The following is a 25,093-nucleotide window of genomic DNA, read 5'->3' as shown; positions in this document are numbered from 1 at the left end:
ATGAATATGTATTTTGGTGACCATCCCGACCGCAAGGCACAGCCAACAACTGCGCTGCGGGCGTTGAGTTTATTAGGCTGCAGCCTGGCGCTGATCGCCTGGTTGCGTCAGGATGCGCTGGACCTGTACTGGCAACAGACGCGCCATGCTGAACTGGGTTTGTCGACTGCGATTCCACATGCCTGGTGGCGCCAGGGGCCGGTACTCAGCGCACAGCTGGAGTCAGCACTGCAAAACCGCTTATCCGGTGTGGCAGAAATACAGCAGCGTATGGTATTGGCAGCAAATGTGCTGTTATACGGTAAAGCTGCTCTCACGGATCAGGATCTCGCACAAGTGTCTGAGCCTGTGATCAAGAGCTCGGCGCAGGCCGGCCTGTCGCTGAAGGCGCATGCACAGCAATTAGGTACTTTGAGTTCAGTGCAAACGGAAGCTGGGTCGCGCATTAAGGAAAATGGCACAACTGGCGCGGATACGACGGCCAGTGCTGCGAACATCAATCCTGAAGCCGCATCTGCGTCACATACTGCATCGGCGGCATCGGCAACGTCGGCACAGGCCGACAGCGGCGATAGCGAAGAGCTGCCCACTGTGACCCAGTTTGCCCGTCTGGCGGAAGATGGTCGTATCGTGTTATCCAAAACGGATCGCGTATTGCTGGTCGGCGACTCTATGATGCAAGGGGTTGCGCCGCATCTGGCGCGCGCTTTGCAGAATGTGCAGGTCAAAGCGCTGGACGTGAGTAAGCAAAGCACAGGACTGACCTATCCGAATTATTTTGACTGGCCCGGTCGCATCCGTGAGCTGATCCCTAAAGAAAAAATCAGTATTCTGGTGATCTTCATGGGTGCCAACGATACCTGGGACATGGTATTGGGCGGTAAATATGAGCCTTTCGGCAGCGAAACCTGGCGTCGTTTATACGCAGAGCGGGTGGCGGGTATCCTGAACTTTGCGCATTCCCAGCATGTACGGGTGATCTGGCTGGGTGCACCGAATATGGGTAAGGACAATATCCAGAAAGGCGTACCGGTACTGAATCAATTGTATGCGGGGGCAATGAAAGACGGTACTTCACGCTATCTGTCCACGCGTGAAATCCTGAGCGATAAAGCCGATGAATATCAGCGCACCATTACCGGTAAAAGTGGTGAGCAAATTGTGGTGCGTAGTGGCGACGGCGTGCACTTTACGCGCGATGGCCATAAACTGCTTACCCAACTGGTGATGCGCCAGTTTGTGTTGCCGCAGCCCGCCGCCACCGAACAGGCACAGAATGACAGTGCAGCGCAGAACCTGAGCCCGGCTGCACATCCAGTCGCAAATCCAGTCACCAGTCCGGTCTCCATCCCGCCTGCTCATCCGCGCCGCAAAGAGAGTCGTGTACTATCAACGCCGGTTACTACGTCCGTGACGTCGACCACTTCTTCCTGAACTACTGATTGAAACTGATGCGTAATTCCACACTAAGCTGTTTAACTGTGCTGTTCCTGCTGCTGCCCCAACTGAGTCAGGCGGCAGGGCTGGCGCAGGTAGTGGATTATGGCGATCCGAACATCCATCGCGTCTGGCGGCAACTGGCAGCGCTGGAGCGTGGCGAAAGCAAGGATGTGCTCAGGATTATGCAATTTGGTGATTCGCATACCGGTGGCGATTACTTCACACATGCGTTTCGCGACCGCATGCAGCAACGTTTTGGCAATGCCGGCATAGGCTGGATCACGCCGGGTTACGTCAAGAATCAACGCTCAGCCCAGGTCTTGATGAAAATGGCAGGTAACTGGAAAACCCGTATCGCGCGCGCCAATCCTGAGAATTTCCCGGTAGGCGGCGTCGCCAATTTGCCCGATCCTGGCGCCTACATGGAGATCCAGCCCAAGTTCCCGGTCAATGGCCCGCTGCGCGTCAGCATCTGGTCGCGCCGCAGCAGTGACGCTACTACCGGTGGCTGGCGCATTGTCATGCCGGATGGCGAACAGCGTGAACTGGCTGCGCCGCTGTCTCAGGATTGGCAAGTCAGTTATGTATATGGCGCTGGTAATGAGCAGAACAGTTTTTTTCTGCGTGCCGATGAAGCACCGGCAGAGCTGGGTGGCATCGTGATTGATACGCTGGCACCCGGTGTGACGGTCGATGCACTGGGCGTCGTCGGTGCGATGCAGCGCGTGATCCTGCGCTGGCAACCGGAAGCCTTGCGCGATCAGCTGCGCTGGCGTAAGCCCGATTTGCTGATTTTGTCTTACGGGACCAACGAAGCCTTTGATGCCAAGCCTGATTTTGAAGCGTATTACAGCGACCTGCAAACTTCGGTACGTAACCTGCGCGCCGCCGCGCCGCAAGCGGCGATATTGCTGATTGGTGCACCGAATTCAGCCAGAAAAACCGGCCCCGGCGAGCAGGTTGGCTGCCGTTATAAAATCCCTGCGGCATTAAGGAATGTGCAAACCATACAAAAGCAAATCGCGATTGAAGAAAAGCTGTTGTACTGGGATTGGGAAAAAGCCATGGGCGGTGCCTGCTCCATACAGCGCTATGCGGCTGCCAATCCACCGCTGGCTGGACAGGATCTGATCCATTTCACTGAAGACGGCTATGAGCGCAGCGGTGCCGATTTTTACGAGTCATTTATCCATATGTACCAGCGTGGCCGTAAGGGGCGCTGAGTTATCATTGCCGACCCTGACGCTGAACCTGACGCTGTGATGGTAGTCAGCATCACAGCAGCATCACAGCGTCAGCAGTTTATAAGGATTTCACGCACAGCCGGAAATCAGGATCGTCTTCATAAGCCTGTATCCGGAAATCCAGGCTACGCATCAGCTTGAGCATGGACGCGTTTTTAGTCAGTACCAAACCTTCTATCTGGCTCAGGCCGCGCTTGCGTGCCACTTCTATGATGGACAGCATCATGCGCGAACCCAGACCCTGACCACTGAATTCATCGGCGATCAGTAAAGAGAATTCACAGCTGCTCTTATCGGGATTGGTCACATAGCGCGACACACCGATGATTTTTTCTGTTTCAGCAAAACCGCCGTCGGGCAGGGCGCTGCGTTCAGGGTAGATCGCCACCAGCGCCATTTCCCTGTCATAGTCGATCAGGGTGAATTTGGCCAGCATGCGCTCAGATAATTCCTTAATCGAAGACACAAAACGGAAATAGCGGCTTTCATCCGACAGCCCGCGCACCAGGGTTTGCAGCATATCGGCATCATGCGGATGCAGCGGACGCACGATGTAGCGGCTGCCATCGCGCAACGGGAATTCCATTTCCGAGTCGGACGGGTAGGGCGAAATCGCCAGATGCTCATAGTTACCGGGCTTGAGTGCCACATTGTCGATCACGATACGTGCATCCACCACTACCGCACCGTCCTCATCGACGATGACCGGATTGATATCCATTTCGCGCAGTTGCGGCAAGGCGCATACTATTTCCGACACCCGTAAAAGGATTTGTTCCAGCGCTTCCCGGTCAACTGCGGGTGCGCCGCGCCAGGCTTGCAAAATACTGGACGACCTGACCCTGTCTATCAGCCGGTGGACCAGGAATTGATTCAGCGGCGGCAGTTCCAGGCTACGGTCAGTCAGCAGTTCTATCATGACGCCACCAACACCAAAGGAAATCACCGGGCCAAATAATTCGTCGGTCGACACACCGATGAATAGCTCGCGTCCATCCGGTTTGCCCGACATATTTTGTACCGTAACCCCATGGATCTTCGCATCCGGACACAGCCGGCTGACGCGGGTCTGCATATCCTGCCAGGTATCGCGCACTGCGGCGGCATTGCTGATATTGAGTGCCACACCTTGTACATCAGATTTATGCGGGATGTCGGGTGTATCGATTTTGAGTGCGACCGGATAGCCCAGCTGATTCGCCACCAGCATGGCCTCGGTGGCAGAGCGCGCCAGGATGGTTTTGGTGACTGGAATATGAAATGCCGCCAGCAAAGCCTTGGATTCCATTTCCGTCAAAATTTTACGACGTTCGGCCAGCACACTTTCAATCAGGATGCGCGCGCCTTCTATGTCTGGCTTAGCCAGTTGTGATAAAGGTGAGGGCACCTGGCGCAGCAATTGCTGGTTCTGGTGGAACAGAGAAATATGATGGAAGGCGTCGACTGCCGCTTCCGGTGTGCGGAAGCTCGGTATCGCTGCACGGTACAGTATCTTGCGTGCATCAGCGACCTGTTCATCGCCCATCCAGCAACTGATCATGGTTTTGCCCACATTCGGCTGTTCATCAGCCAGCGCCTGCGCAATGGTACCGGTGTCGATGCCGGGCGTAGGTGACAGGATCACCAGCATGCCATCGACTTGCTGGCTATGGGCGCAAGCCTGAATCGCAGCGCGGAAATGGCTGGCATCGGCATCCTGGCCCAGATCCAGTATGTCACGCACACAGGCCAGCGGTGATAAGCGCGCCGTCAGCTGTTCCGCATCGGATGAGGTGAGGGTGGCGAGTTGCAGGCCCAGTTCATTCAAGACATCGGCTGCCAGCACCGCAGGACCGCCGCCATTCGAGATGATTGCCAGCCGCCGTCCCACCGGCAGATAGCGTGCCGACAGACATTTGATGGCAGCAAACATCTGTACCATAGAGCGCACCCGCACCGCACCGGCGCGCTGTAAGGCGGCATCGAAAATCGCATCGCTGCCGACGATGGCACCTGAGTGGGTTAAAGCCGCTTTCGAGCCATCCGGCTGACGGCCTGCCTTGAGCACAATGACCGGTTTGGCATTGGCCGCTGCACGTAGCGAACTCATGAAGCGCCGTGCATGGCGTATGCCTTCCAGATATACCACGATACTCTGGGTATGACGGTCTTCGGCCAGGAAATCCAGCACCTGGGCAATGTCCACCACGGTATTCGCACCCAATGACACCACCGCAGAAAAACCGATGCCGCTTTTTGCAGCCCAGTCCAGGATAGAGCTGGCCAGTGCTCCTGACTGTGATACCACCGCTATACTGCCTGGCCGCGCCAGTTTGCCCAGCACGCTGGCATTGAGCTGATTTTTAGGCCGCTGGAATCCCATGCAATTCGGGCCCAGTAAATGGATATTGTGCTGACGTGCGATTTGGTACAGGTGCGCAGCAAGCTGGCTGTCGACACCATTGGAGAGGATAACCGCGGCCCTGCATTGTATGCGTCCTACTACTTCGAGTGCATCGGCTAATTGCGCATTCGGCAGTGCGATTAATGCCAGATCGGCGCGTGAGGCCGCCAGATCACCCAGCGTACCTGTCATGCTGATGTCCAGATAGCTGACTGGGCCTTGAAAACCACTTTCCTGCAGGTCGGCTACCAATACTCTGGCGAGGCTGCCGGGTTGTTCAAGGGCTTGATCAGGCTGCTGTTCTGACGGCTCCTGTGGCCCGGCAAAGACCACGATGGATTGCGGAGAAAATAAGGATGACAGGTAGTGTTTGTCCATAATCGTCTTTGTAAAGTGGTGTGGCGCAGCAGTTTAATCAGCGCCAATCAAGACCCGTACATGCGCGGCGACACTGCGTCCCAGCGGCGACAATTCATAGCCGCCTTCCAGGCAGGACACGATGCGGCCACGTGCATGCTTATTGGTGACTGCCACGATTTCTTTGGTGACCCAGGCAAAGTCGGCCTCGACCAAGCCCAGATTACCCATGTCATCTTCACGATGTGCATCGAATCCGGCTGAGATAAAAATCATCTCCGGTGCAAACGCGTCCAGCGCAGGCAGCCAGTGCGCTGCCACCATTTCGCGGAACAGCTTGCCGCCTGAACGTGAGGGCAGGCCGACATTAATCATATTAGTCGCTTTGGGAATATCACCACAAAATGGATAGATATCTTTTTCAAAGCTGGAACACATTAAAACACGCTGATCGCCCGCCAGAATATCTTCACTGCCATTGCCGTGATGTACATCAAAGTCTATCAATGCCACCCGGCTGATGCCTTGCGTGTCCAGCGCATGCAGGATGGCCACCGCGACATTATTGAAAAAGCAGAAGCCGCCAGCCGCTGCGCGTTCCGCATGGTGTCCGGGTGGGCGGATATTGCAGAACGCGACTGGCGCTTTGCCACTCGCAACCAGTTCCGCCGCCATCGCCGCAGCCCCGGCAGCTCTTTGCGCCGCGCGGTAAGAGTAAGCATTGATGCGGGTGTCAGGATCGATCTGCACATAGCCATCTTCCGGCACATTCGCTCCGGTCTGTGCAAAATTCTCCAGATAAGCCTCGGTGTGCGCCCTTGCCAGTTGTTGCTGGGTGACCAGCGGCGGATCAAACGCATGCATGTAATCGAGCAGCCCATGCATCAGTAACTGATCATTGATTGCGCCCAGACGGGCCGGGGATTCCGGATGCTGCTCTCCCATATCGTGCAGGAGGCAGTCGTGATGCGTAATGTAGGCGGGTAGCATTGGGTCATCCTTCGCTTTGATGCATCTATCATAAGGCCGCTGGCTGAACCCAGGCTTACAAAGTTACAAAGACTGCATTGTCTGCTTTTGGACTCAGGAATTTTGAAGCAACAATGATTAACAGAAAACACAAAAAATGCTTCATATAATCAAACAAATTTCCATGTGGAAATGTTTTGGCGCTTTTATGCTATCGCTTTTCATTTAGCGCGACCATATTGGTATCCGTTCAGTTCTACTTTGCCCAGGCTCGGAGGTCATGATGAAGTTCTCTCAATTGCGTCTTAATACCCGTCTGATTATAGGTTTTGGCGTCATCCTTCTTTTCCTCGGCCTGGTTGCGGGATTTGGCTTATACGGCATTAAAATCAATAACAATTCTTTGCACCATGTGGTCGATGTCAATGTACGTAAGATGGCCTTACTGGAGGATATGAGCGACGCCGTGCACGTGACGGCGCGCGTAGTACGTACTATCGCTTTGCTGTCAGATATGAATGAGATGCTGGAGCAGAAAAAGAAAGTCACTGCTGCCAATTTGAATTACGACAAGGCGCTGGCGGAGTTGGCAAAAATGCCGCTTGATGCAAAAGGCAAAACCTTTGTGGCAGAGATTATGCGCGATACCGAAGTCGCAGGAAAACTCAATCTGCAATTCCTGGAATTGGGTATGTCTGGACGTAAAGAAGAAGCGGTGAATTTATTGATGACACAGGCGATTCCGGCTACTGCCGCCTGGCAGCAGGCGATTCATGATTTTATTGAATTGCAGCGTAAAAAAAGTCTCGATGACGAACATGTTGCGGATAGCGAGTATCAGGAAGTCGTATGGATCATGTCGGTCGGCAGTGGCGTGGCAGTTGTACTCGGCCTGGCAATTGCGATCGGTATCCGGCGTTCACTAATGGGGGAAATTGGTTGTGAGCCAGCTTATGCCAAAACGGTAACGCAATTCATTGCGCAAGGGGATCTGACCGCTGCAATTGATCTGCAGGACGGTGACAGCCGCAGTCTGTTGTATGCGATCAAAGCCATGCGCGACAGCCTTGCTTTGATCGTCAATGAAGTCAGGGACAGCACAGAGTCGATCTCGAATGCGGCGGATCAAATCGCAGTAGGAAATAATGATTTATCAGTCAGGACGGAGCAGCAGGCCAGCTCGCTCGAAGAAACTGCAGCCTCACTTGAGGAGCTGGCCAGTACCGTCAAACAAAACGTGAATCATGCGGAGCAGGCCAATCAGCTTGCGCATCAGGCAAAGCGTGTTGCCTCGCAAGGTGGCAATATGGTGGCCGACGTGATGGAAAATATGGATGCTATCACCCAGGCGACTGTAAAAATCGTGGATATTATTGCTGTGATTGACGGCATTGCTTTTCAGACCAATATTCTGGCGCTGAACGCGGCAGTGGAAGCCGCACGTGCTGGCGAGCAGGGGCGTGGCTTTGCCGTAGTGGCGAGTGAGGTGCGGCAATTGGCACAGCGCAGTGCGATTTCGGCGAAAGAAATCAAGGCTTTGATCAATGACTCTAATGAAAAAGTCCGGCTAGGCAGTGAGCTGGTCAAGCGCGCAGGCAGCACTATGGATGTGGTGGTGTCGAGTGTGCAAAATGTGGTGGATGTGGTCAATGAAATTACTGCCGCCAGTAGCGAACAGAATCAGGGCATTACGCAGATTAACGTTGCTATGACCAGAATAGACCAGGGCACTCAGCAGAATGCCACTTTGGTTGAGGAGGCTGCGTATGCCTCCGCTTCTATGCGCGAACAGGCAGAGAAACTGACCGCACTGGTTGGTGCATTTCAAGTCATTCGCGCTGCCAGTCAGGCCAGACTGACAAAACAAAAAACGATCAAGATTGCACACTCAGCGCCCAGACCAGCAATGATTGCGTAGTCACCTGCATGCATAATAAGTCATGACCCAAGGCATGTAGTCATCTGCACTTTTTTCAGTATTGCAGTTGAGGACAAGTCTGCAAATCGGAAAAAGTGCCTGGCCTGAGGTTGCTGTTGCTATGTGCCCAGCGACATAGAGAAAGACCAAGTCAGTGGCCGCGCAGGCAGCAAATGATTACCAGTATTTTTATCCGGATACATGGCAAAAATGCTTATCATCTACTATAATCTGTTCCTCGAGTCGGGGCGTAGCGCAGCCTGGTAGCGTACATGCATGGGGTGCATGGGGTCGGAGGTTCGAATCCTCTCGCCCCGACCAATAAAATCAAGGACTTAGGCCAATCAGCAGATTGGCCTTTTTGCTTTCTGGAGATTTTACCCCAACATTTACCCCAACACTTTTCCCTCCTGGTTTTTACCCCAACACTAGCGTTTAATTCCTTATCTTCGTTTTCAGCGCCAGCATGGCTGTGTTTGCAGCGTCAAAAGGCTGCCGTTCGCGATCATTTGTCGCCTGTGCTGCGGCACTGTGAATTTGCAGTTTCGCGCTGGCGCAGGAGGCAAGGAATTTCCAAATGCGGGCAGGTGAGCGGCCCATCCAATATCCTCAACCCCTATGCACTGTTAGGGTTTCGCAATTTCCCAGCCGAGAAAACACAGCACTCCCTCTGCAGAAAAACAGCTCACTGCGCAAGTCCGCTGGCCACAAAAACAGCACACAGCGAAAAAAAACACCTTGCACAACAAAAATCTAAGTTTTGTTGAAAATGGCTCCAGAATAAATTTCACACGCATCGAATTTGAATTTTTATCGACGTGAATCAGTTGTCAGTCGGCCGTCAATCCGCCGTCAATCAACGTTGAATTGATCAACTTTTCTGGAATCGCCCATGCAAAAACTATCGCCGAGCAGCAATCAAAAATCCTGTTTAGGTTCATCAATAACGATGAAAAATTTGATGATCTGCCTGCTCAAAAAGCCCGGATTTTTATGCGAAAAAAAATATTTTAAAAAACCGAACTATTTTCTAAGTTTTTCTAAAACCTGATCCAGAATAAAAAAGCCTGAGGTGTTTTTTGAAATTTGTTGAGTGAATTTTTGGCCTTGTTTAGCACTGAAAATTTGCTTAAAAAATTTCAGAATCACCCGGAAAAACAAAAATCTAAGTTTTTTTATTTTTGGTCTTAGAGTTTGTAGATCGCAAGGATAAGCATCATTTTTCGATGCATCGTTTGCGTAAAAACCCACTTATTTATTATTTACATAAAATTTATGACAACAACCGATTTGTTAATGTCCACCGATAGCTCAGTGATGCGTGGTCGCTATGATGAACATTACACTTGTCTTTCAATTATCAAAGGGCTTTATATTCGCAATGGGTTTGCAGACAATGCCGGTGGTCCGGGGGTATCTATGAGTAAGCTGCTTCTGAAAAAGCGGAATGCTGAAGCAGGTGATGGCACAAACAGCTCCAATTCTGTACGCGCTGGTTTGCTCGAGCCTGAAGCGCTGCCTATCCCGCAGTGGCGGCCAAGCAAGGATCAGGCATTACGGATGCTCAGGATGAAGGATGTGGTGAAGAAAACCGGGATGTCGCGAAGTTTGATCTACAAGTACAAGAGTGCGAAAAATTTCCCCAAAGAGGTCCGCCTCGGCGCGCGGGCAGTTGGCTACTACGAGCATGAAATCGATGCCTGGCTGCTGCAACTGGGACGGGGAGAGTGACATGACGCAAACCTATCCTTTGGTGCTGCGCGTGCAGAGAGTCGGCAGTAATTCCCGTAATCGCTACGATGAAAAGATCATTGAAAAGGCAGCCAGGCATAACCTCAGGGAGATCAAAGCGGAGTTGCTGGAAAATGCAGCTAACGCTATCGACCCAAGAAAAAGTCATTTGAATTTTGTGTTGAGAGGCGAGGGCACAGCTGCAGCGGTTGTGCAGCACATGGAGCAACTGATTCAGGCTGCCAATGCAAAAATCCTGCGAAAAGACAATATCCGAGGCGTGGAATTGGTATTTTCGCTGCCGACCGACAGCACGATTGACGTCAGGGCGTGCTTTGAAGACTTTTTAAATTGGGTCGAGTCTCACTATCAGGGCATTCCCGTCATCTCTGCCGTCGCGCACTTGGATGAGTCCGCCCCGCATGTGCACGTGATTCTGCTACCGATCAAAGACGGGCATTTTCGCGGTAGTGAAATCATGGGGAATGCCAACACCTTAAAAGCCTTGCGCCGCAATTGTGTAGAAGTGGTTGGGAAGAAGTACAACCTTTTCAACGAAACACCTAAAACCGGGAATGACAAAAAACGCGACCTGGAATTTGCGAATGAGTTGATTGAATACATACGCGCAGAACCCGCTGTACTGACCGAACTCCGCTTACGCCAGTTGCTCTCTGAAATATTCGCTAAGAACACCGATAAACTCCGGTCTGTACTCGCCAATCAGCTGAGAAAACGCGCAAAGCGACACAAAGCCAAATCCTTCGTTGGCGTCATGACGAAGAAGGTGAAGTCTTTAAAGTCCGATTTTGTGGCGGCATAGCTGCCATAGCATAACAAGCCAAAAATGGCCTTCATCAAGTTGAGGGCCATTTTTCTGCTCAGGTACAACTGCGTGTTTTAGTCGAACTATTTACCCTGGAAAGCCCATCAACTGCTGGCGCTGCAAGGTACGCAAAACCAAGGTGCGCAGATGGTGCGCATAGAAATGGGGGGGGCAGTTTTGCGTGCCTTTGTCTAAAGACATGGTTTCAAGCTGGCTCAGGAAAGTTAGCTCAGGAAGCTCTTGGATTTACATTCGGTAAAACTTAGACGAGGAACTGTGAGGATTTGCCATGCAGCTGATGCCGATCAAGGTGTCACTGCAATACGTTTGATTAACTTCGGACGAGAAGTAATGTTCACTTTCCCAAGTCGAAATAGTGGGTTCTGTCCGAAATGAGCAGAGTTGCTTTCCACAATAACTGGAAATCAAAAATATAACTTCAACTTTAGTGTTCGAGGGCTGAATTATTTTCCTCCCCACTTTTAGACGCATTTTAACGTTGCTGGTGATTTCAACAGGCCTTCGTTTTCATTGTTATCAAAAACATTATTAATCGCAAAAACAGTAAGAATCAGTGCAGATGAATCAATTCAGCAACAGACACTCTTTCCTCAATAGAATTTCTCAGCAGGTCAATATGCCAGTAAAGCGTTTCAGAGCAAGCTCAAGGAGTTTGGCATGATTTGCTCCATGAGTCGGAAGGGAAATTGCTGGGATATGCACCGACCGAGAGCTGGTTTAACAGCTTCAAGAATGAGCGTTATCATGGAATTCGCTATGCAAGCCATGATGCAATGAGAGCTGCGAGCTTTGAATATATTGAGGTGTTTTATAATCGAACGCGGCAGCATTCCACATTAGGTTACCGCTCGCCGGTTCAATATCTGGAAGACTGGATAAAGAAACAAAATCAAGAGAATCTCGCTGCATGACATTCACCTGATGGTGAACTAATTATCGGGGGAAGGTCAATTAACTCAGTCTGAAGGAAGCTGTAATGATCGTTATTTGGGTATGTTCGTCCATTGTAGTTCTTTGTTTAGGTTTGGTTCCTTCTTTGCTGCCAAAAATTTTTGGTGGGATATCGAAGGAATATAGAGATTATTACTCGAGGCTATTTTTATTTGTTTCTACGATTGGTTTGTTAAAAATGGCATTCGGTTTGTCGCTGGATGTATTTGGTTATTTGCTGTGGGGGACGGTTGTATTTTGTATCGGGTTGACTTGGCGAGAGTCGAGAGCTTGTAGTCCTCTAAAGTGGATAGCTTGGCTGCAGATAACATTCGGTGTGATGGCGAATATTTCTTATTTCTCTAAGAGTATGTTTGCATTTTTGGCGCATTAAAAAGCCAAAGGGGTGGCGCGATTCAGTTTTTTTTCAAAGCCATATTTGGCTCCTATTTTAGTGGTTAATAAAAATTCCTCAATGAGGCACACAATTTGTGGGTCGCCAAAGACCCAGCTGCCTATATATCCTGAAGGCAATAAATTGCAATATTAAAAACAACTAAGATAATCATATTTACATCGATATCTTCAGGATTTTGTACAAAAAGGCTAAGTAAGCCGCAAGCCAGCCTGAGGCGCTTATGGGGAAATACCTTGTAATGTGTATTATCGTAGTGATACACTAATTCACAATGAATTACGATATACACCCTTCCAGCAGCACACCCATTTTTCGCCAGATCATCGATCAGGTGAGGCGCTTTATTGCCAGTGGACAGTTGCGTTCAGGTGATACATTGCCCTCCGTGCGGACGGTCGCTTTGCAACATGCGATTAATCCTATGACTGTCAGCAAGGCCTACAACATGCTGGAGATCGAAGGTGTATTAGTGCGCATGCGTGGGGTCGGCATGGTGATTGCAGAGCAGCGCAATACGGCAAAAGACAAAACCATTTTAGCTATGCCTGCGATGTTGAGTGCAGCCCAAGTAACCCATCAGCTCGGATTGGAGAAGGCGCAAGCGCTGAGGTTATTTGAACAGGCATTAAAAACTATAGAGAACGAGAATAAAAGAAATGCAGACTAAGACCACAGCATCAGCCGCCAAGCAATTCGCGATTTCCTGCGAAAACCTGCATTATTCCTATAGCTCTAAATCGATATTGCAAGATGTCAATCTGGCGATTCCTCATGGTGCAGTGGTGGGTCTCATTGGTGCCAACGGCTGCGGTAAATCGACGCTGCTGCGTTGTCTGGTTGGATTGCATAAGCCTCAGCAAGGCGAAGTATGCCTGTTCGATACACCAGTACTAGAAATGGACGATACGATACGCGAACGACTCGGCTTTGTTGCGCAATCCGCTGATCTATTTCCTTGGCTCACTGTTGAAAAACACATCAAGATGATAGGGCAAGTCTATCCTAAATGGCGCGAACGACGTGCCATAGAATTGGCGCTACGCTTGCGTCTGCCTATGACTCGTGAAGTAAGTCAACTATCGGGAGGCGATCAACAAAAATTGGCGGTGGTGCTGGCGCTCGCACATCAACCAGACTTAGTTATTTTGGATGAGCCAGTATCAAGCCTTGATCCTATGACAAGACGTGATTTCATGCGTTCCTTGTTTCAAGATGAACGACCATTCTTTGCTGATTCTATCCATGAAAAAGATCAACATGACAGCAGCGTCGAATATGCGCCGACCATCCTTATTTCCAGCCATTTATTAAGCGACTTAGAACGCGTGGTGTCTCACGTTGCCTTCATGCGCAATGGCGGAATTCAGTTATTTGAGGAATGGGATGCGGTTTTGGAATTCATTCGAATCTTACCAAAATCTTCATTCAACATACCACAATCACTATGTATTGCCGAAAATCGAGAGCAATGTGTCATAGACACACGTGTACTCCGTGACTGGATAGTGAAAAATTCTGAGACTAAATTTGACATCGATGACATCGTTACAGCACCGTCTATCAACGGTCTCGATGATCTTTTTATCGCCTTGAATTATTGAATTATGAAAATGCAAGCCATGTTAAAGTCAGAATCGAAGACATTGAAATTTTGGTATACAGGTAGTTACACAGGCTATATTTCAATTTTTTTTCTGACCTTACTCGCGATCGTATACAGCATAATTTTGCTGAACAAAGATGGTAAGCATTGGTTATTTTATGCTTCCGTTTTTACCGGCGTTTGCCTATTTAGTTTAATGGTGAGCGGGCTAAAATGGGGACGCATTATGCTCTCAGGCGCGCGAGTTTTCTATCATATGCAAACACCTGTCAGTTTATGGCATGGCTGGCAGCGCGCAATTTTGACGCGAACCTCCTTGGGTCTGATTATCCTGCTTTGTGTGCTCGCTACGTTGGAGTTAAACCATAAAGATTTATTGCCGACTAGCGCGTTATTGGCGATGGCGTCATTGGCATTAGCGGGCGGTTTTTCCTTGCCAATGGTATTCAATCACTATTTGAATAAACGATGCTATTTGTTATTCTTTGCATTCGTAGCATGCTTAATTTACATTACTTTCCACATGGGAGCCAAGCAGTGGATAAATGCTTCCATTGAGTGGCATTTACCTGCCATCTTGGCGTGGCCGATACTCACTGTTTGCACATTGCTCTACTGGGACAAACCACCTGTTCAAAAAGGAAAAACGCTATTTCTCCGATTGAGAGAGTTGGTGCTCATCAGTAACTTGCGCCACTTCTATTTGCGGTTCACTAGCCTTGGATCGATTAACGCCAGAGAAAAGAAAGGTAGACTCGCTATTTTAGGCCTATTCTGGTTTCTTCCGATTAGCTCTAAGCTGGTCGTTGATTGGCATGCACCTGTGACCTTACCCCACCTGCTGTTCTTAGTAATGATCGCTGCATTTTCCAGCCCTTACATCGTGGTCAAAGATTTGCATTGGCGTTTTTTCCTGCTGCCAAAAAACTTTCAAAATGCTCGCATTGCCAATCATTTTCTGATCTCAAGTGTGATGTATTACGGATGCTGGGCGATTCTCATTTTCCTTACCTTGCTGGGCTCAAAAATGTTCTTTTCGACGCCAATGGCATTAAATGATACGGCGTCCGTGTCTTTCCTCAGCATCGCCATTCTGGTCATCGAATTAATCAGTGCGTTCTGCATTGGTTTGCTTATCCGAGGCAGCAAAAACCAAGGTCGCAGTTTCTTCTATCTATTTATTGCGTGGTTATTGGCGACATCTGTTGCTGCTCTCTATTTTTATTTACAACAACGGAATCCAATAACGACCGCGATATTTACCATGAACACAACGTATGTCTTGTGCGTCATCGTGACAGGTGTTGGCGCTTTAATCTACGCCAACAAACTCTGGACTCGCGAAAGATTGCTTGCTTATTTGTAAGGGGTGGGGCACGAATTACCGGCCTGCATGTTTGGCGGGGCGGTCGGTAAGCCTGTTCCCGTGCATTGCCCTTGGTAACGCAAGACCGGTTACTAACTACAAATGAGGTGAGCAAAAAGGCTTTGCGTTCAGGAAGAGATAGTTCAGCCACCATTGATCGCACTACACGTGAAGCGTGCTTTTATATTTAGAAGAACACGCTCCTGATGAATGAAAAATGTCTGACTATTGGAGGGGGGATTACTCTTCGTTAGATTGACACTTATCGCCTCATTTCCATATTCCCGAGAAAAAATTATTCTTCTCAAGTTTCAGGCCGATCGTTGGCTGAGAGCATCGCGGGCACTTTACTTCTTTTTCTGACTTACATGGTATGACATCTGTACTATGGGCCAGTAGTTTTCGCCATCCACAGAAGCTGCATTGGACGTACACATTCAATGTTGGAACAGGCATTTTTCTCCCTATTGAGTCAGTTTGGATACAGGCACTTGAACCTGTCAGGATCAACTGTTTGAAAGATTTTAAAAAATGATTGCGACAATAGATGTCGTAGCAAGCTCCCGTTCTAGCGCCCAGCGCAGATGACATTCATCAAGAAGACGTCAATAAACTTTCTTATTTGCATTATAAATATTAGTAACATTTGTTACAATTGTGCATCTTCGTCAATTAATTTTTCATCATTATGGTGGCGCTACTTCCGGATTTGTCAGAGCAAGTAAAAAAGACTATCGGCTACCGTCGTGAGTTGGATGTGCTTGAACTATTACAAAGAGCGCTGCCGGATGAATACTGTATTTTTCATAATATCGAGTGGCAGTCATTGCAAAAAGAAAAGGATAGTCACGGTGAAGTTGATTTCATCGTAATGAATCAAGCAGGCGATCTATTACTGATTGAGGTTAAAGCTGGCGCAGTAAATATCATTAATGGCAAGATTACAAAGGACTATAAACAGAACCGACGAGATGTCGTTGTGCAGATTCATACTCAGTATGGCGCGATGCGACAGTTGCTGAGTAAAGAAAATCTTAATGTACATGTGCAGACATGTTTAGTGTTACCAGATTTCCGCGTAACGGAATCGGCGATCGTTGGCCTGCCAAGGGAGCGCATTTTTGATAGCGTCGATTTCCCTAATTTGCCTGCCCGAATCATCAAATTACTTCCGCCTGGCACAAAGGACAAAAATGCCTCCAATGTCAAAGCGTTTTTGAGCAATCATTTGGATTTGGTGCCGGATGTCGCGACAATACAGGGGCAGCTTCTGCAAACTATCCGAGGCCTTTCAGATGGACTTGCCACCTGGGTGCCACGGATTAAAGCACCGACTCAACGCTATCGTATTCAAGCGACGGCTGGATCTGGTAAAACACAGCTTGCACTGTCCTTGCTAAACGAGGTCGCCGGATCGGGCCTACGTTCACTCTATGTTTGTTTCAATCGGCCATTGGCAGAGCATATGTGTCGGATCGCTCCCGGGCAATGCACGACCTTTCATACGATGTGTATAGATCGCTATCGCCAGGGTGGTCAAATCATTGATTTCCGGGATGTCGATATTTTTAGCAAGGCGACTCAGCATTTTCTCAATTGTGCACCCTTGGACCAAGAGCTGGTAGATCTACTGATTCTTGATGAGGCTCAAGATCTTCAGCCGGAGTGGATTAATCATCTTCTCAATTTTCTGCGCCCTGATGGCCGACTTTATCTCCTTGAAGATGCCGACCAATGCCTCTATGCACGCAAATCATGTGAATTATCTGAGACTGTCAGTATCGAGTGTATGGACAACTTCCGTAGCCCGCAGATGATTTGCCAGGCGATAAATGCTTTTGGACTTACATCCAAGAGTATTAAATCAAAAAGTCCATGGCATGGTGATATTCCTCAGTTCTATATCTATGACGGCGGGGAACATGATTTGATTAAAAAAACAGAAGGTGCAATTCAGGATTGTCTGAAGCAGGGCATAGACGTCACCGATATCGCGGTACTGACTGTAAAAGGAATGCAGCAATCTAAAGTGCTTCGGCAGGAAAATCTTGCTAGCTATAGCACAAAACGCTTCACTGGAGACTTCTCTGAGGATGGTCAGGCTAAGTGGAGTAAAGGCCTTTTGTTGCTGGAATCTGTTTTTCGCTTCAAGGGGCAGTCCGCTGCAGCCATCATCCTGACAGAGGTTGATTTTGCAGAGCTGTCAAAAGCTGAACGTGCAAAGTTGTTCGTTGGTATGACTAGGGGCACATTGTCCGTGTCGATTGTATTGACCCAACGAGCCTCAGACCTGTTAGTGCAAGAAATGTGTGCACATTAACTGCCGACAACGTATGTCGCACTGTGTTAGTAATATCAACAAATCAGATTATTTGAAATTTCATTATGTCTCTCTCGTATGACAGGGTTGAACGCCTGAAGTTAATTGAAAGTTTGCTTCCAACCGCTGATCAAGGAGCGTCCGTTGGGTTTTCGAGTAAGCAAATCATTGAGAAATTAGCGAATTCCAACCCGGATTTGATACTTACCGCACGTACTATCCAACGAGATTTAAAAGACCTCATTTCTGCAGGAAGAGTTGCACTACATCATAAGAGTGAAAATTCACCAACTTATGTTCAGGTCGCACAGGATGATGAGATTGACGGTCCTGTTTGGGAATATTTTATCGAACACTTAAAGGTTGAGCTCGAAGGCATTGTTTCGAATACAGATTTGGCAAAGCTGATTACCAGGCTCAAAAAACCAGATGATGGCATTGCGTTGGATGAGAAAAAAATCTGCATCCTTCCAGATAGCTTGCGTTTAAAGCCAGCAGTGATTGATTACCGTATTTTTTCATCGGTACTGAAAGCACTCAAAGAGAGATTGTCAGTACGTATCAGGTACAAAGACCGCCAGGAAAATGTCAGTGAACCGACGTTGCATCCGCTGGGCATTATGCAACGCGGCCCTAGAATTTATCTTGTTGCATTGAAAGATGATGGTGGTAGCGAGAGGCTTTACGCAGTCGACAGAATTTTAAAGGTAGAGCTGCTAGGCACTTCTGATAAAAAAACCGGCAGTTTCTGCTTTGCTGATTACATTGCCAGGGGAAAGGCAGATTTTTCTGATGGAGAAATGATTGAACTGAAGGCGGTCGTCAGTGGCTATGTGGAGACCTTGCTTTACGACTGTCCATTGAATGATAGTCAGAAACTTATCCCAATGCAGGAAGGGGAAGACGGCTCATTACTAACAGTGACAATACCCTCCAGTGGACAGCTTCTACGCTGGATTCTTTCATGTGGCAGCAATATTAAATTACTTTCGCCAGACGAGCTGAGTGTAACTGTTCGCGACCAGATAAAAAAAACTTACCGAAGTTACTTCGGCTCTATTGATTTAAGTTGAATTGTTAAAAACATATTATTTGGTAAGTTAAGATATTTTTTATCAGAATTCTCAGTTTCAAGCGAGGCATGAAAAATGCATCGTGCTAGGTCAAATATTTGCGAAAGTGCCATACATAAGGGAAATAATTTAAGATGAATTTATATGTTGCTCTTGACTTGGATAGTCGAGTAATGAAACAAGCTATTACCGAGATCCAGCGCCGCCATAGGGCATTCAGAGCGTTTTGCAATGGTCGTGATGGGGCTTTAGTTTTGTATGAGTTGCTTTTCCCAAATAATATGCCCATCAGTGGCTATGTTTCTAATCGACAGAGAGACAAGCAGAATCCACGATACGCCCAGATGGCAATTCGAGTTAGCGGCGGTGGGCGAGATTGGCCCTTTCGTGAAGGGTGTACCTTCATCGCGACGGGAAGTTGGCCTACTGAATCCTCTTCTCCACTTTTTCTGATCAACGGTTTCGTCGAGACCGCCGACCTGCCAGCGCGTTCTTTCGAGCGTGAATTTATTGCATTTGCTGTGCATGACAGCTTGAAATCCGCGCTGGGTCAGCAGCGTATTCAGCGTGTCAATAATCTGCTCACACCGCAGTTACTGGTTGACTTGCCGCCAATTACGCAGCAAACCGAAAAGCAGTTGACCGAGTGGACTGAATTTCTTCAATGGAAAGAAAGCCTTATCCGTCACAAGGCGCGCGGTTTACGCTACATCAGTCGCGAATGGCGTGACGAGCAGTTGGTTTTTTCATTGATAGCACAGAGCGCACAGACTTTGCAAAAGGATCGTAAGGCCTTGGGACGGGATGATCTGGTGGTGTTTCAGGTCGGGCAGTCCAAAGATCCGTGGGTCTTTGGTTTGCCTGAAAGGGAGGAGCGTCGCCTTCCTCGGTTGGGGCAGGCGGGCAAACTCCTTGAGTCGGCATCTTTAGCGAAAAATCGGAAATTGCCCAAAGACGAAAACCTGTCTGAATGTCCTTGGCCTACGCCTGCGCTTGCCGATTTGACTGTCTCATTGACTGAAGACGATGCGAATGATCTTGCCAATGCCGAGGAGCCAGATACCTTGCGCGAACGCATTCTAAACCAAATTCCGGAGTCCGGCTTTCTATCCATTTCAACGGCAGGCGATATGAGTCTGATAAAACGCCATCAACAATCACTGCGGCAGTTGCAGGAACAGGGTGGTTTCGCGCCGTATCTGAATGATTATTTGTTCGAGTCTGCACAGGTTTCCGTGCCGCATCGTCTAGAGACGGTGGCGCAGTGGGCCAACGACAAGCTCAACACGGCTCAGAAAGAAGCCGTGGTCAAGATTCTTTCTGCGCCTGATTTGTGCTTGGTTCAAGGACCGCCGGGCACGGGCAAGACCACGGTAATTGCTGAGGCCATCGTCCAACTGGCGCGGCGCGGACAGCGGGTGTTGCTGGCATCGCAGGCGCATACCGCCGTGGACAACGCGCTGGACAGCCTGAGCTATGACGGTTCTTTGCGCGTAGTGCGGTTAGCACGGAGTGAACGCAAAGTGACGGAAGATGGCGCTGCCTTCGCGGGGCCGGCCTCCTTGCAGCGTTACTACAAAGCCTTGGCAGCACAAACCGAAGAGCGCCTCGCAGTGTGGAAGCGCGGTGACGAAGACTTGCGCCTCCTGTTGGAATGGCATGGCCGCGCTGCTTTTGTGTTGCACGACGAGAAGGAGTTGAACGCCAGACGAGGGCAACTTGAAATGGACTTGGCATCGGCCCGCAGCCAGACAGCGCAGGCGCAGCAGGCGTATTACACTGCGTGCGCGATGGTGGATGAAGACAAGGCCAAACGCCTGCGCCTGCAGAGCGTTCAGGCCTTCCTTTATGGCGAAGCCGAAACGCTGTATGGCGACTTGCGGGAAGTGGAACTGCCTACCAGAAATTTGGCGCAAGGCCTTGCCTCCTGCGAGGCGGCAGGATTGCTTGTGAAATTTTCTATGGACGATTGGCTGGCTCATGCAGGCAGTCGGGGCGAAATGCTGGCGTACATGCTGGCCGCGTGGCGGCGTTTCACGAATGTGCGAGAAGCCATTGCTGCGGATATTCGTCGCCTGCGTGAAGCTGCGGACAGCCCCATTCAGGATGCAAGCATCCGGCTACGCATCGAATCGCTCCGAAACGAAGTCCAAACCCTGGAAGAGCAGATGGAGAAGGACGACGCTTTCGTGGATGCATGGAGAGCCAGACGCAAGGAACTCAAAGAGTTGGAGCAGGCTGGTGTGGGCTTGGAGCGCAGCCGCTATGACGGCCTGTTTCATCAAGCGACCAAATGGTGCGCTTCCATTGAAAATGCGACTCAACTGGGTGACGAAATTGCAGCCAGCCTGAATATGTTGGAGACGGCGCAGCCGGTTATCGAACAGGCCATCGAAATCCTGAAGCAATCCATGCAGACTCAATTGTTGCAGCCCGCGCCTCAAGCCCCAAATGATGGCCTTGTGCGAGACGCGAGGAACCGGGAGTGTAGCGCGCAAAGCCAGCTGGATAACTGGTACGAGCAGCGCAGACAGCATCAGCATAAGGTTAACGCTCTGTTGCAGGATGAGGCTATCACGCAAGGCAACCGCTTGCCGATAGAACCTGCCGCGACTTTATCGCAGCGCTTCGAAACCGTTGTCCAAGTCATCAAGGCCGTGGAGCAACGCCAGGCCAGTCAACAACATGAACGCCAGACATGGGCGGCGCTACTAGAAGAGTGGATGCGCGATTTGAGCCGCAACAACGCCGGAGAAGAAGACTGGCAGAATTTGCGCTCGGATTTTCTGGCGAGCTGCAATGTAGTTGCCATTACCTGCAACGAAAATGAGCGCACGCTTGACGATGTCGGCCAGACGAGTTTTGATGTCGCTATCATTGATGAAGTAAGCAAGGCTACGCCGCTGGAATTACTGATGCCCTTGATGCGCGCGCGCCGCGCCGTGCTGGTGGGCGACCACCGGCAGTTGCCGCCGCTATTTCAGGAAGGCGACGAAGCACGTAGCTTCATGGATGAAGCAGAAGAAAACGAAGCTGCCAACGCAGAGGAAAACAGCACAGGCAATCTTGCAGAAGCGCAAACCTTGCTGACCCGCGACAACTTGCGCCGCTTTGAGAAGATGGTCACAGCCTCGTTATTCAAGTCACATTTCGAGATGGCGGATGACGCCATCCGCGCGCGACTCAATGTGCAATTCCGCATGCACCCGCAAATTATGAAGATAGTGAACTATTTTTACGAAGACGAGTTGGAATGCGGCCTCCTTGCGCCTGACGATGACCGAGAACCTAAGCTTCGTCGAGTTCACGGATTGAGATTAGAGAACGTGGACGGTGGCTCGCCTCTGCTTACTCCGGGCGACCATGTGTTGTGGGTGGACACAACCTACAACCTGCACAACCAGATTCACCGTGAAGATATGGACGGCAACCAACCTCGGCGCACCAATCGCCTGGAAGCGGAGTTGATTGCGGAAACGCTGGAGCAAATTGAACGCCAATCCGCTGCACTGGGCTACTCGCGGACAAATAAATGTAAAGTCGGAGTGGTGTCTTTTTATGCCAACCAATGCCGAGAAATTCGTGCTGCCATCCGCCGCCGCAGGCCCAAAGAGTCCAACGGCCGTTTTGATTGTCTGGATGTTGAAGTCAATACAGTGATCCGCTATCAGGGAAAGCAGAAGTGGATCGTGCTGGTCAGTATGGTGCGACACGATGGATACGACCCTTTACGTTCGGGCAATCAGCCCCGGCGTCGTTCCAGCAAAGCCAATGTCGCCCGTTTCGAATTTATTAATGTGGCCTTTTCTCGCGCGCAGGCACTGCTGATCGTCTTCGGCGCGAAAAGCATGTATGCATCCTATGAGGTGGATTTGCCTCGAATGGCCAGCGCAGGTAGCGAAAAGCAAACCGTTTACAAATTTATCCTAGATCAACTGGAGCGCGATGCACAGCTGGTTACGGCAAGGCAGTTGATGTCACCCGACATGCTACCCCAGCAGCCACAACAGCAGAGCGGCAGGTTCAATGTTCCACCCAATCGGACGGTTGCGCCCAAGGGCGACAAGTACGGTAAATGGGGAGGCCGCGCATGAAGCTGGCAGAAATTTTCGTTCCCTTACCCTTGTATCGCATTGAATCCGATGTGACCTATCACACCGAGCGCAAGCCCACGGTATTCGAACGGATGGTGTTGCGACTGTGTGATCCTGGCCTTCATTTATCTGACAAACAGAACTTGTCTTTGCTGGGTGTTTTCCGCGATCAACTTGGCGCATGCGATGTGCGTGAACTTTTGGACGGCTGCGTATCTGAACTTTCCGCTTTGGGTGCTCTACCCAAGCGTAACGCTCTGGATACGCTTGAGGTACCTCTAACTGAGCTTGAATTGACTGCTGATGGCTTGCAATTCTTGCGCACCGATAGCCTGCCGGTGCGCTCGCGCACGATCAAAGTCAGTCATCACTATGACCCTATCGGCGATGAGATCAAACCGGCCAAGAAGGATGGTGGGCTGCAGAGCCAAGGCAGCATGAGTCGCATCAGCGACGCCGACATATCTTTGAGACCGCAAAATCCGTTGCCCCAGGTTGAACGTGCCATAGCGCAGGAAACTTATGACTGGAAAAATCCTGCGACAGTTATAGATCGCATCGTGCCCGTAGTGCATGCAGCGGGATGGGTAGAGCGCCGACTCGAAATCTCATGTAGCGAGGACGGCGTGCTGAATGTGAATGCCCCGCGCGATGCAGCATTGCAGCGCTGGTTGGCGCAAGCACAATCCGAACTGGCATGGGAACTTCTGCTTGCTGATGCACTAACAAGCGAGCCGAATGCTTTGCTGCCAGTCATTGACTCTTCTGTTTTACGAGATGCACGCACTGTCCGCTCCATTGCAGCAACTAATGGGGGCGTAGCCAGAGCGCGGTTATGCATCATTGCGCAAGGCGTTGTGGTTGCGGATGCGGCAATACCCACCATCGTTTTCTCATCTGAAGTGAGTGCACCGGAACTGATTGCCAATAGCAAACAACCGACCGTGTTCACGCTGCTTATGCCCCCCCCTGCAGGAATGATGACTGGATTTCGTAGCTTGTCTCTACCGCAGGTTGGCGGAGCGAGTGCTCAAGCAGAAGTGGCCGGTAACCTCCGCCTCTATTGGGCGGGACAACCGCGCTTGTGTGGCTTGGTGGTGACTTTGAACGACCAGTCTGCAACCGCGCTTTGGGCCAAGCTGCGGAGAGATTTAGAGGGCGCTTGCGAGCACTCCGATGACCCACGCATTGCCTTCATGTCCGTAGCATGGCGAGATGTCGATGCACTCGGTGAAACGGTGTGGCCGTGGCTTGCCACGCGTGCTGAACAGCCGCTGGGCGATCTGATGGCGGTGATCGAACCCGCTACACAAGCAATTGGTTTGTGGCGGCCAGATAGAAAAGACTGGAAATCTGCTTGGGAACGATCTCTGGTGAGAGCTATTGATGAGTCGTTGAAACATACGCCCAATCAGCTTGGACCTGAGGAAGTCGTTTCTCTTTTGATTCAGATAGCTCAGGTGTTGTCTGCGGACAAGGCTGTGCCGTTGCAGGCCTCGCTGCTGCGTCATGCGGCTCCCATTCGCACCTTGGAATCATTGGAAAAGCTGCGATCTGCCTTGCCTTCCACCACTGAAATTCCAGAAGAATTGCTTTCCGTCGAATTGCGGCAAGTGTGGCTGGAACACGCATTAGAGCGAAAAGAGTTGAAGCTGTATGGCCCACACGCTATACAGCAGCCGTTGCAAGATATTGAGAAAGCCGTCCAGGATGTTTACCGGAGTATTGGCGAGCAGGCGTTGAAAGCAGCGGATAATAGCCAAATGGATGTGCGCACCTTGACCCCTCATGCCTTGGATGCCGTGCGCACTTGGCGCAACGCTGCGGAGCATTTTCATGCTCTAAATACATCATCTCCCCTCTGGTATGTGTTGAATGAAGCAGTCGAAAGCTGGAATCTTCTAGCGCAGGAGAAGCTGGCCCCAGTCGAAATTAGACACCGCGTTGTCGTGTTCGATACCAGCGCTCTGATGGAACATCCTGAGCTTTTGCAGGAGCTACGCTCCAACGATATTCCGATCGTGCCGCATCGGGTTCTGAGTGAGTTGGATGGGTTGAAGACCAGTGTAGATCAGGCTCGCTCTGCCAAGGCGCGTGCTGCTATTCGTCAGTTGGATGCAACCTCGTCCCGCATCCGACATGAAACAGAATACACGGCCTTACTGCCTTCAGAGTGGGATGTCAAGCACCCCGATCATGCCATCCTTTCAACGGCGTTGTTTTTCCGTCTGAACGAGGTTTTGTTTGTTAGTAATGACATCAATCTACGAAACAAAGCGCAGTCGCTTGGCCTGAACACACAAGATTCCAAGTCATATGCGCCTTCACGCCTTGTGCCCGCTGCTACGCCAGGAATACATCCACGGAAGCAAGATAAAAGAAAAAAACAAAGGAAATGAA

The 25,093-nt window shown here is 50.1% G+C and carries 15 protein-coding genes, 1 tRNA gene and 1 pseudogene; 15 read left to right on the top strand and 2 right to left on the bottom strand.

What is annotated here, in order from left to right; genetic code table 11:
• Both H8K43_RS02915 and H8K43_RS02910 read left to right on the top strand, forming a co-directional pair.
• Window positions 1-1,434, top strand: coding sequence for an SGNH/GDSL hydrolase family protein (locus tag H8K43_RS02915; RefSeq protein WP_186902462.1), 1,434 nt, complete (start codon window positions 1-3; stop codon window positions 1,432-1,434).
• A 17-nt stretch (window positions 1,435-1,451) separates the two neighbouring features.
• On the top strand, window positions 1,452-2,663 hold the full coding sequence (locus H8K43_RS02910) for an SGNH/GDSL hydrolase family protein (RefSeq protein ID WP_186902461.1): 1,212 nt from the start codon (window positions 1,452-1,454) through the stop codon (window positions 2,661-2,663).
• Between the two features lie 79 nt (window positions 2,664-2,742).
• On the opposite strand, the gene H8K43_RS02905 is transcribed toward H8K43_RS02910, so the two are convergent.
• Window positions 2,743-5,445, bottom strand: a complete 2,703-nt coding sequence (locus H8K43_RS02905) for a bifunctional acetate--CoA ligase family protein/GNAT family N-acetyltransferase (RefSeq protein ID WP_186902460.1) — start codon at window positions 5,443-5,445, stop codon at window positions 2,743-2,745.
• A 33-nt stretch (window positions 5,446-5,478) separates the two neighbouring features.
• Window positions 5,479-6,414 carry a histone deacetylase family protein gene (locus H8K43_RS02900; protein WP_186902459.1) on the bottom strand — a complete coding sequence of 312 codons (936 nt, stop codon included), beginning with the start codon at window positions 6,412-6,414 and terminating at the stop codon, window positions 5,479-5,481.
• Between the two features lie 259 nt (window positions 6,415-6,673).
• Here H8K43_RS02900 and H8K43_RS02895 point away from each other — a divergent pair, with 259 nt between their 5' ends.
• The 13 genes and pseudogenes from H8K43_RS02895 to H8K43_RS02835 all read left to right on the top strand — a co-directional run bounded on the left by H8K43_RS02895 (window position 6,674) and on the right by H8K43_RS02835 (window position 25,092).
• Window positions 6,674-8,311 carry a methyl-accepting chemotaxis protein gene (locus tag H8K43_RS02895; protein WP_186902458.1) on the top strand — a complete coding sequence of 546 codons (1,638 nt, stop codon included), beginning with the start codon at window positions 6,674-6,676 and terminating at the stop codon, window positions 8,309-8,311.
• Between the two features lie 244 nt (window positions 8,312-8,555).
• A tRNA-Pro gene (locus H8K43_RS02890) sits at window positions 8,556-8,632 on the top strand.
• A gap of 954 nt (window positions 8,633-9,586) precedes the next feature.
• Complete coding sequence (locus H8K43_RS18900) at window positions 9,587-10,042, top strand: AlpA family transcriptional regulator (protein WP_230403617.1); 456 nt, start codon at window positions 9,587-9,589, stop codon at window positions 10,040-10,042.
• Between the two features lies 1 nt (window position 10,043).
• Complete coding sequence (locus H8K43_RS02880; RefSeq protein ID WP_186902457.1) at window positions 10,044-10,865, top strand: plasmid recombination protein; 822 nt, start codon at window positions 10,044-10,046, stop codon at window positions 10,863-10,865.
• A 636-nt stretch (window positions 10,866-11,501) separates the two neighbouring features.
• Window positions 11,502-11,800: pseudogene (locus H8K43_RS02875) on the top strand (IS3 family transposase); the annotation flags it as partial.
• 65 nt (window positions 11,801-11,865) lie between these two features.
• Window positions 11,866-12,213: a hypothetical protein gene (locus tag H8K43_RS02870; RefSeq protein WP_186902455.1), complete on the top strand. Its 348-nt coding sequence runs from the start codon at window positions 11,866-11,868 to the stop codon at window positions 12,211-12,213.
• Window positions 12,214-12,508: 295 nt separating this feature from the next.
• Window positions 12,509-12,904: a GntR family transcriptional regulator gene (locus tag H8K43_RS02865; protein ID WP_186902428.1), complete on the top strand. Its 396-nt coding sequence runs from the start codon at window positions 12,509-12,511 to the stop codon at window positions 12,902-12,904.
• Window positions 12,894-13,838 carry an ABC transporter ATP-binding protein gene (locus H8K43_RS02860; RefSeq protein ID WP_186902427.1) on the top strand — a complete coding sequence of 315 codons (945 nt, stop codon included), beginning with the start codon at window positions 12,894-12,896 and terminating at the stop codon, window positions 13,836-13,838. Before H8K43_RS02865 ends, H8K43_RS02860 begins: the two co-directional genes overlap by 11 nt.
• Before the next feature lie 9 nt (window positions 13,839-13,847).
• On the top strand, window positions 13,848-15,206 hold the full coding sequence (locus tag H8K43_RS02855; RefSeq protein WP_186902426.1) for a hypothetical protein: 1,359 nt from the start codon (window positions 13,848-13,850) through the stop codon (window positions 15,204-15,206).
• 688 nt (window positions 15,207-15,894) lie between these two features.
• Complete coding sequence (locus H8K43_RS02850) at window positions 15,895-17,526, top strand: NERD domain-containing protein (protein ID WP_186902454.1); 1,632 nt, start codon at window positions 15,895-15,897, stop codon at window positions 17,524-17,526.
• A gap of 65 nt (window positions 17,527-17,591) precedes the next feature.
• Window positions 17,592-18,599, top strand: a complete 1,008-nt coding sequence (locus H8K43_RS02845) for a helix-turn-helix transcriptional regulator (RefSeq protein ID WP_186902453.1) — start codon at window positions 17,592-17,594, stop codon at window positions 18,597-18,599.
• A gap of 173 nt (window positions 18,600-18,772) precedes the next feature.
• Window positions 18,773-22,693 carry a DEAD/DEAH box helicase gene (locus H8K43_RS02840; RefSeq protein ID WP_222610933.1) on the top strand — a complete coding sequence of 1,307 codons (3,921 nt, stop codon included), beginning with the start codon at window positions 18,773-18,775 and terminating at the stop codon, window positions 22,691-22,693.
• Window positions 22,690-25,092, top strand: a complete 2,403-nt coding sequence (locus tag H8K43_RS02835; RefSeq protein WP_186902451.1) for a PIN domain-containing protein — start codon at window positions 22,690-22,692, stop codon at window positions 25,090-25,092. The genes H8K43_RS02840 and H8K43_RS02835 overlap by 4 nt, the downstream gene beginning before the upstream one ends.
• Window position 25,093: the final 1 nt, after the last annotated feature.

The organism is Cognatundibacterium curvum (assembly GCF_014284235.1).
GTDB lineage: Bacteria > Pseudomonadota > Gammaproteobacteria > Burkholderiales > Burkholderiaceae_D > Undibacterium > Undibacterium curvum.
The sequence above is the reverse complement of the archived record's forward strand: the minus strand, read 5'-3'. Positions and strand labels throughout refer to the sequence as shown.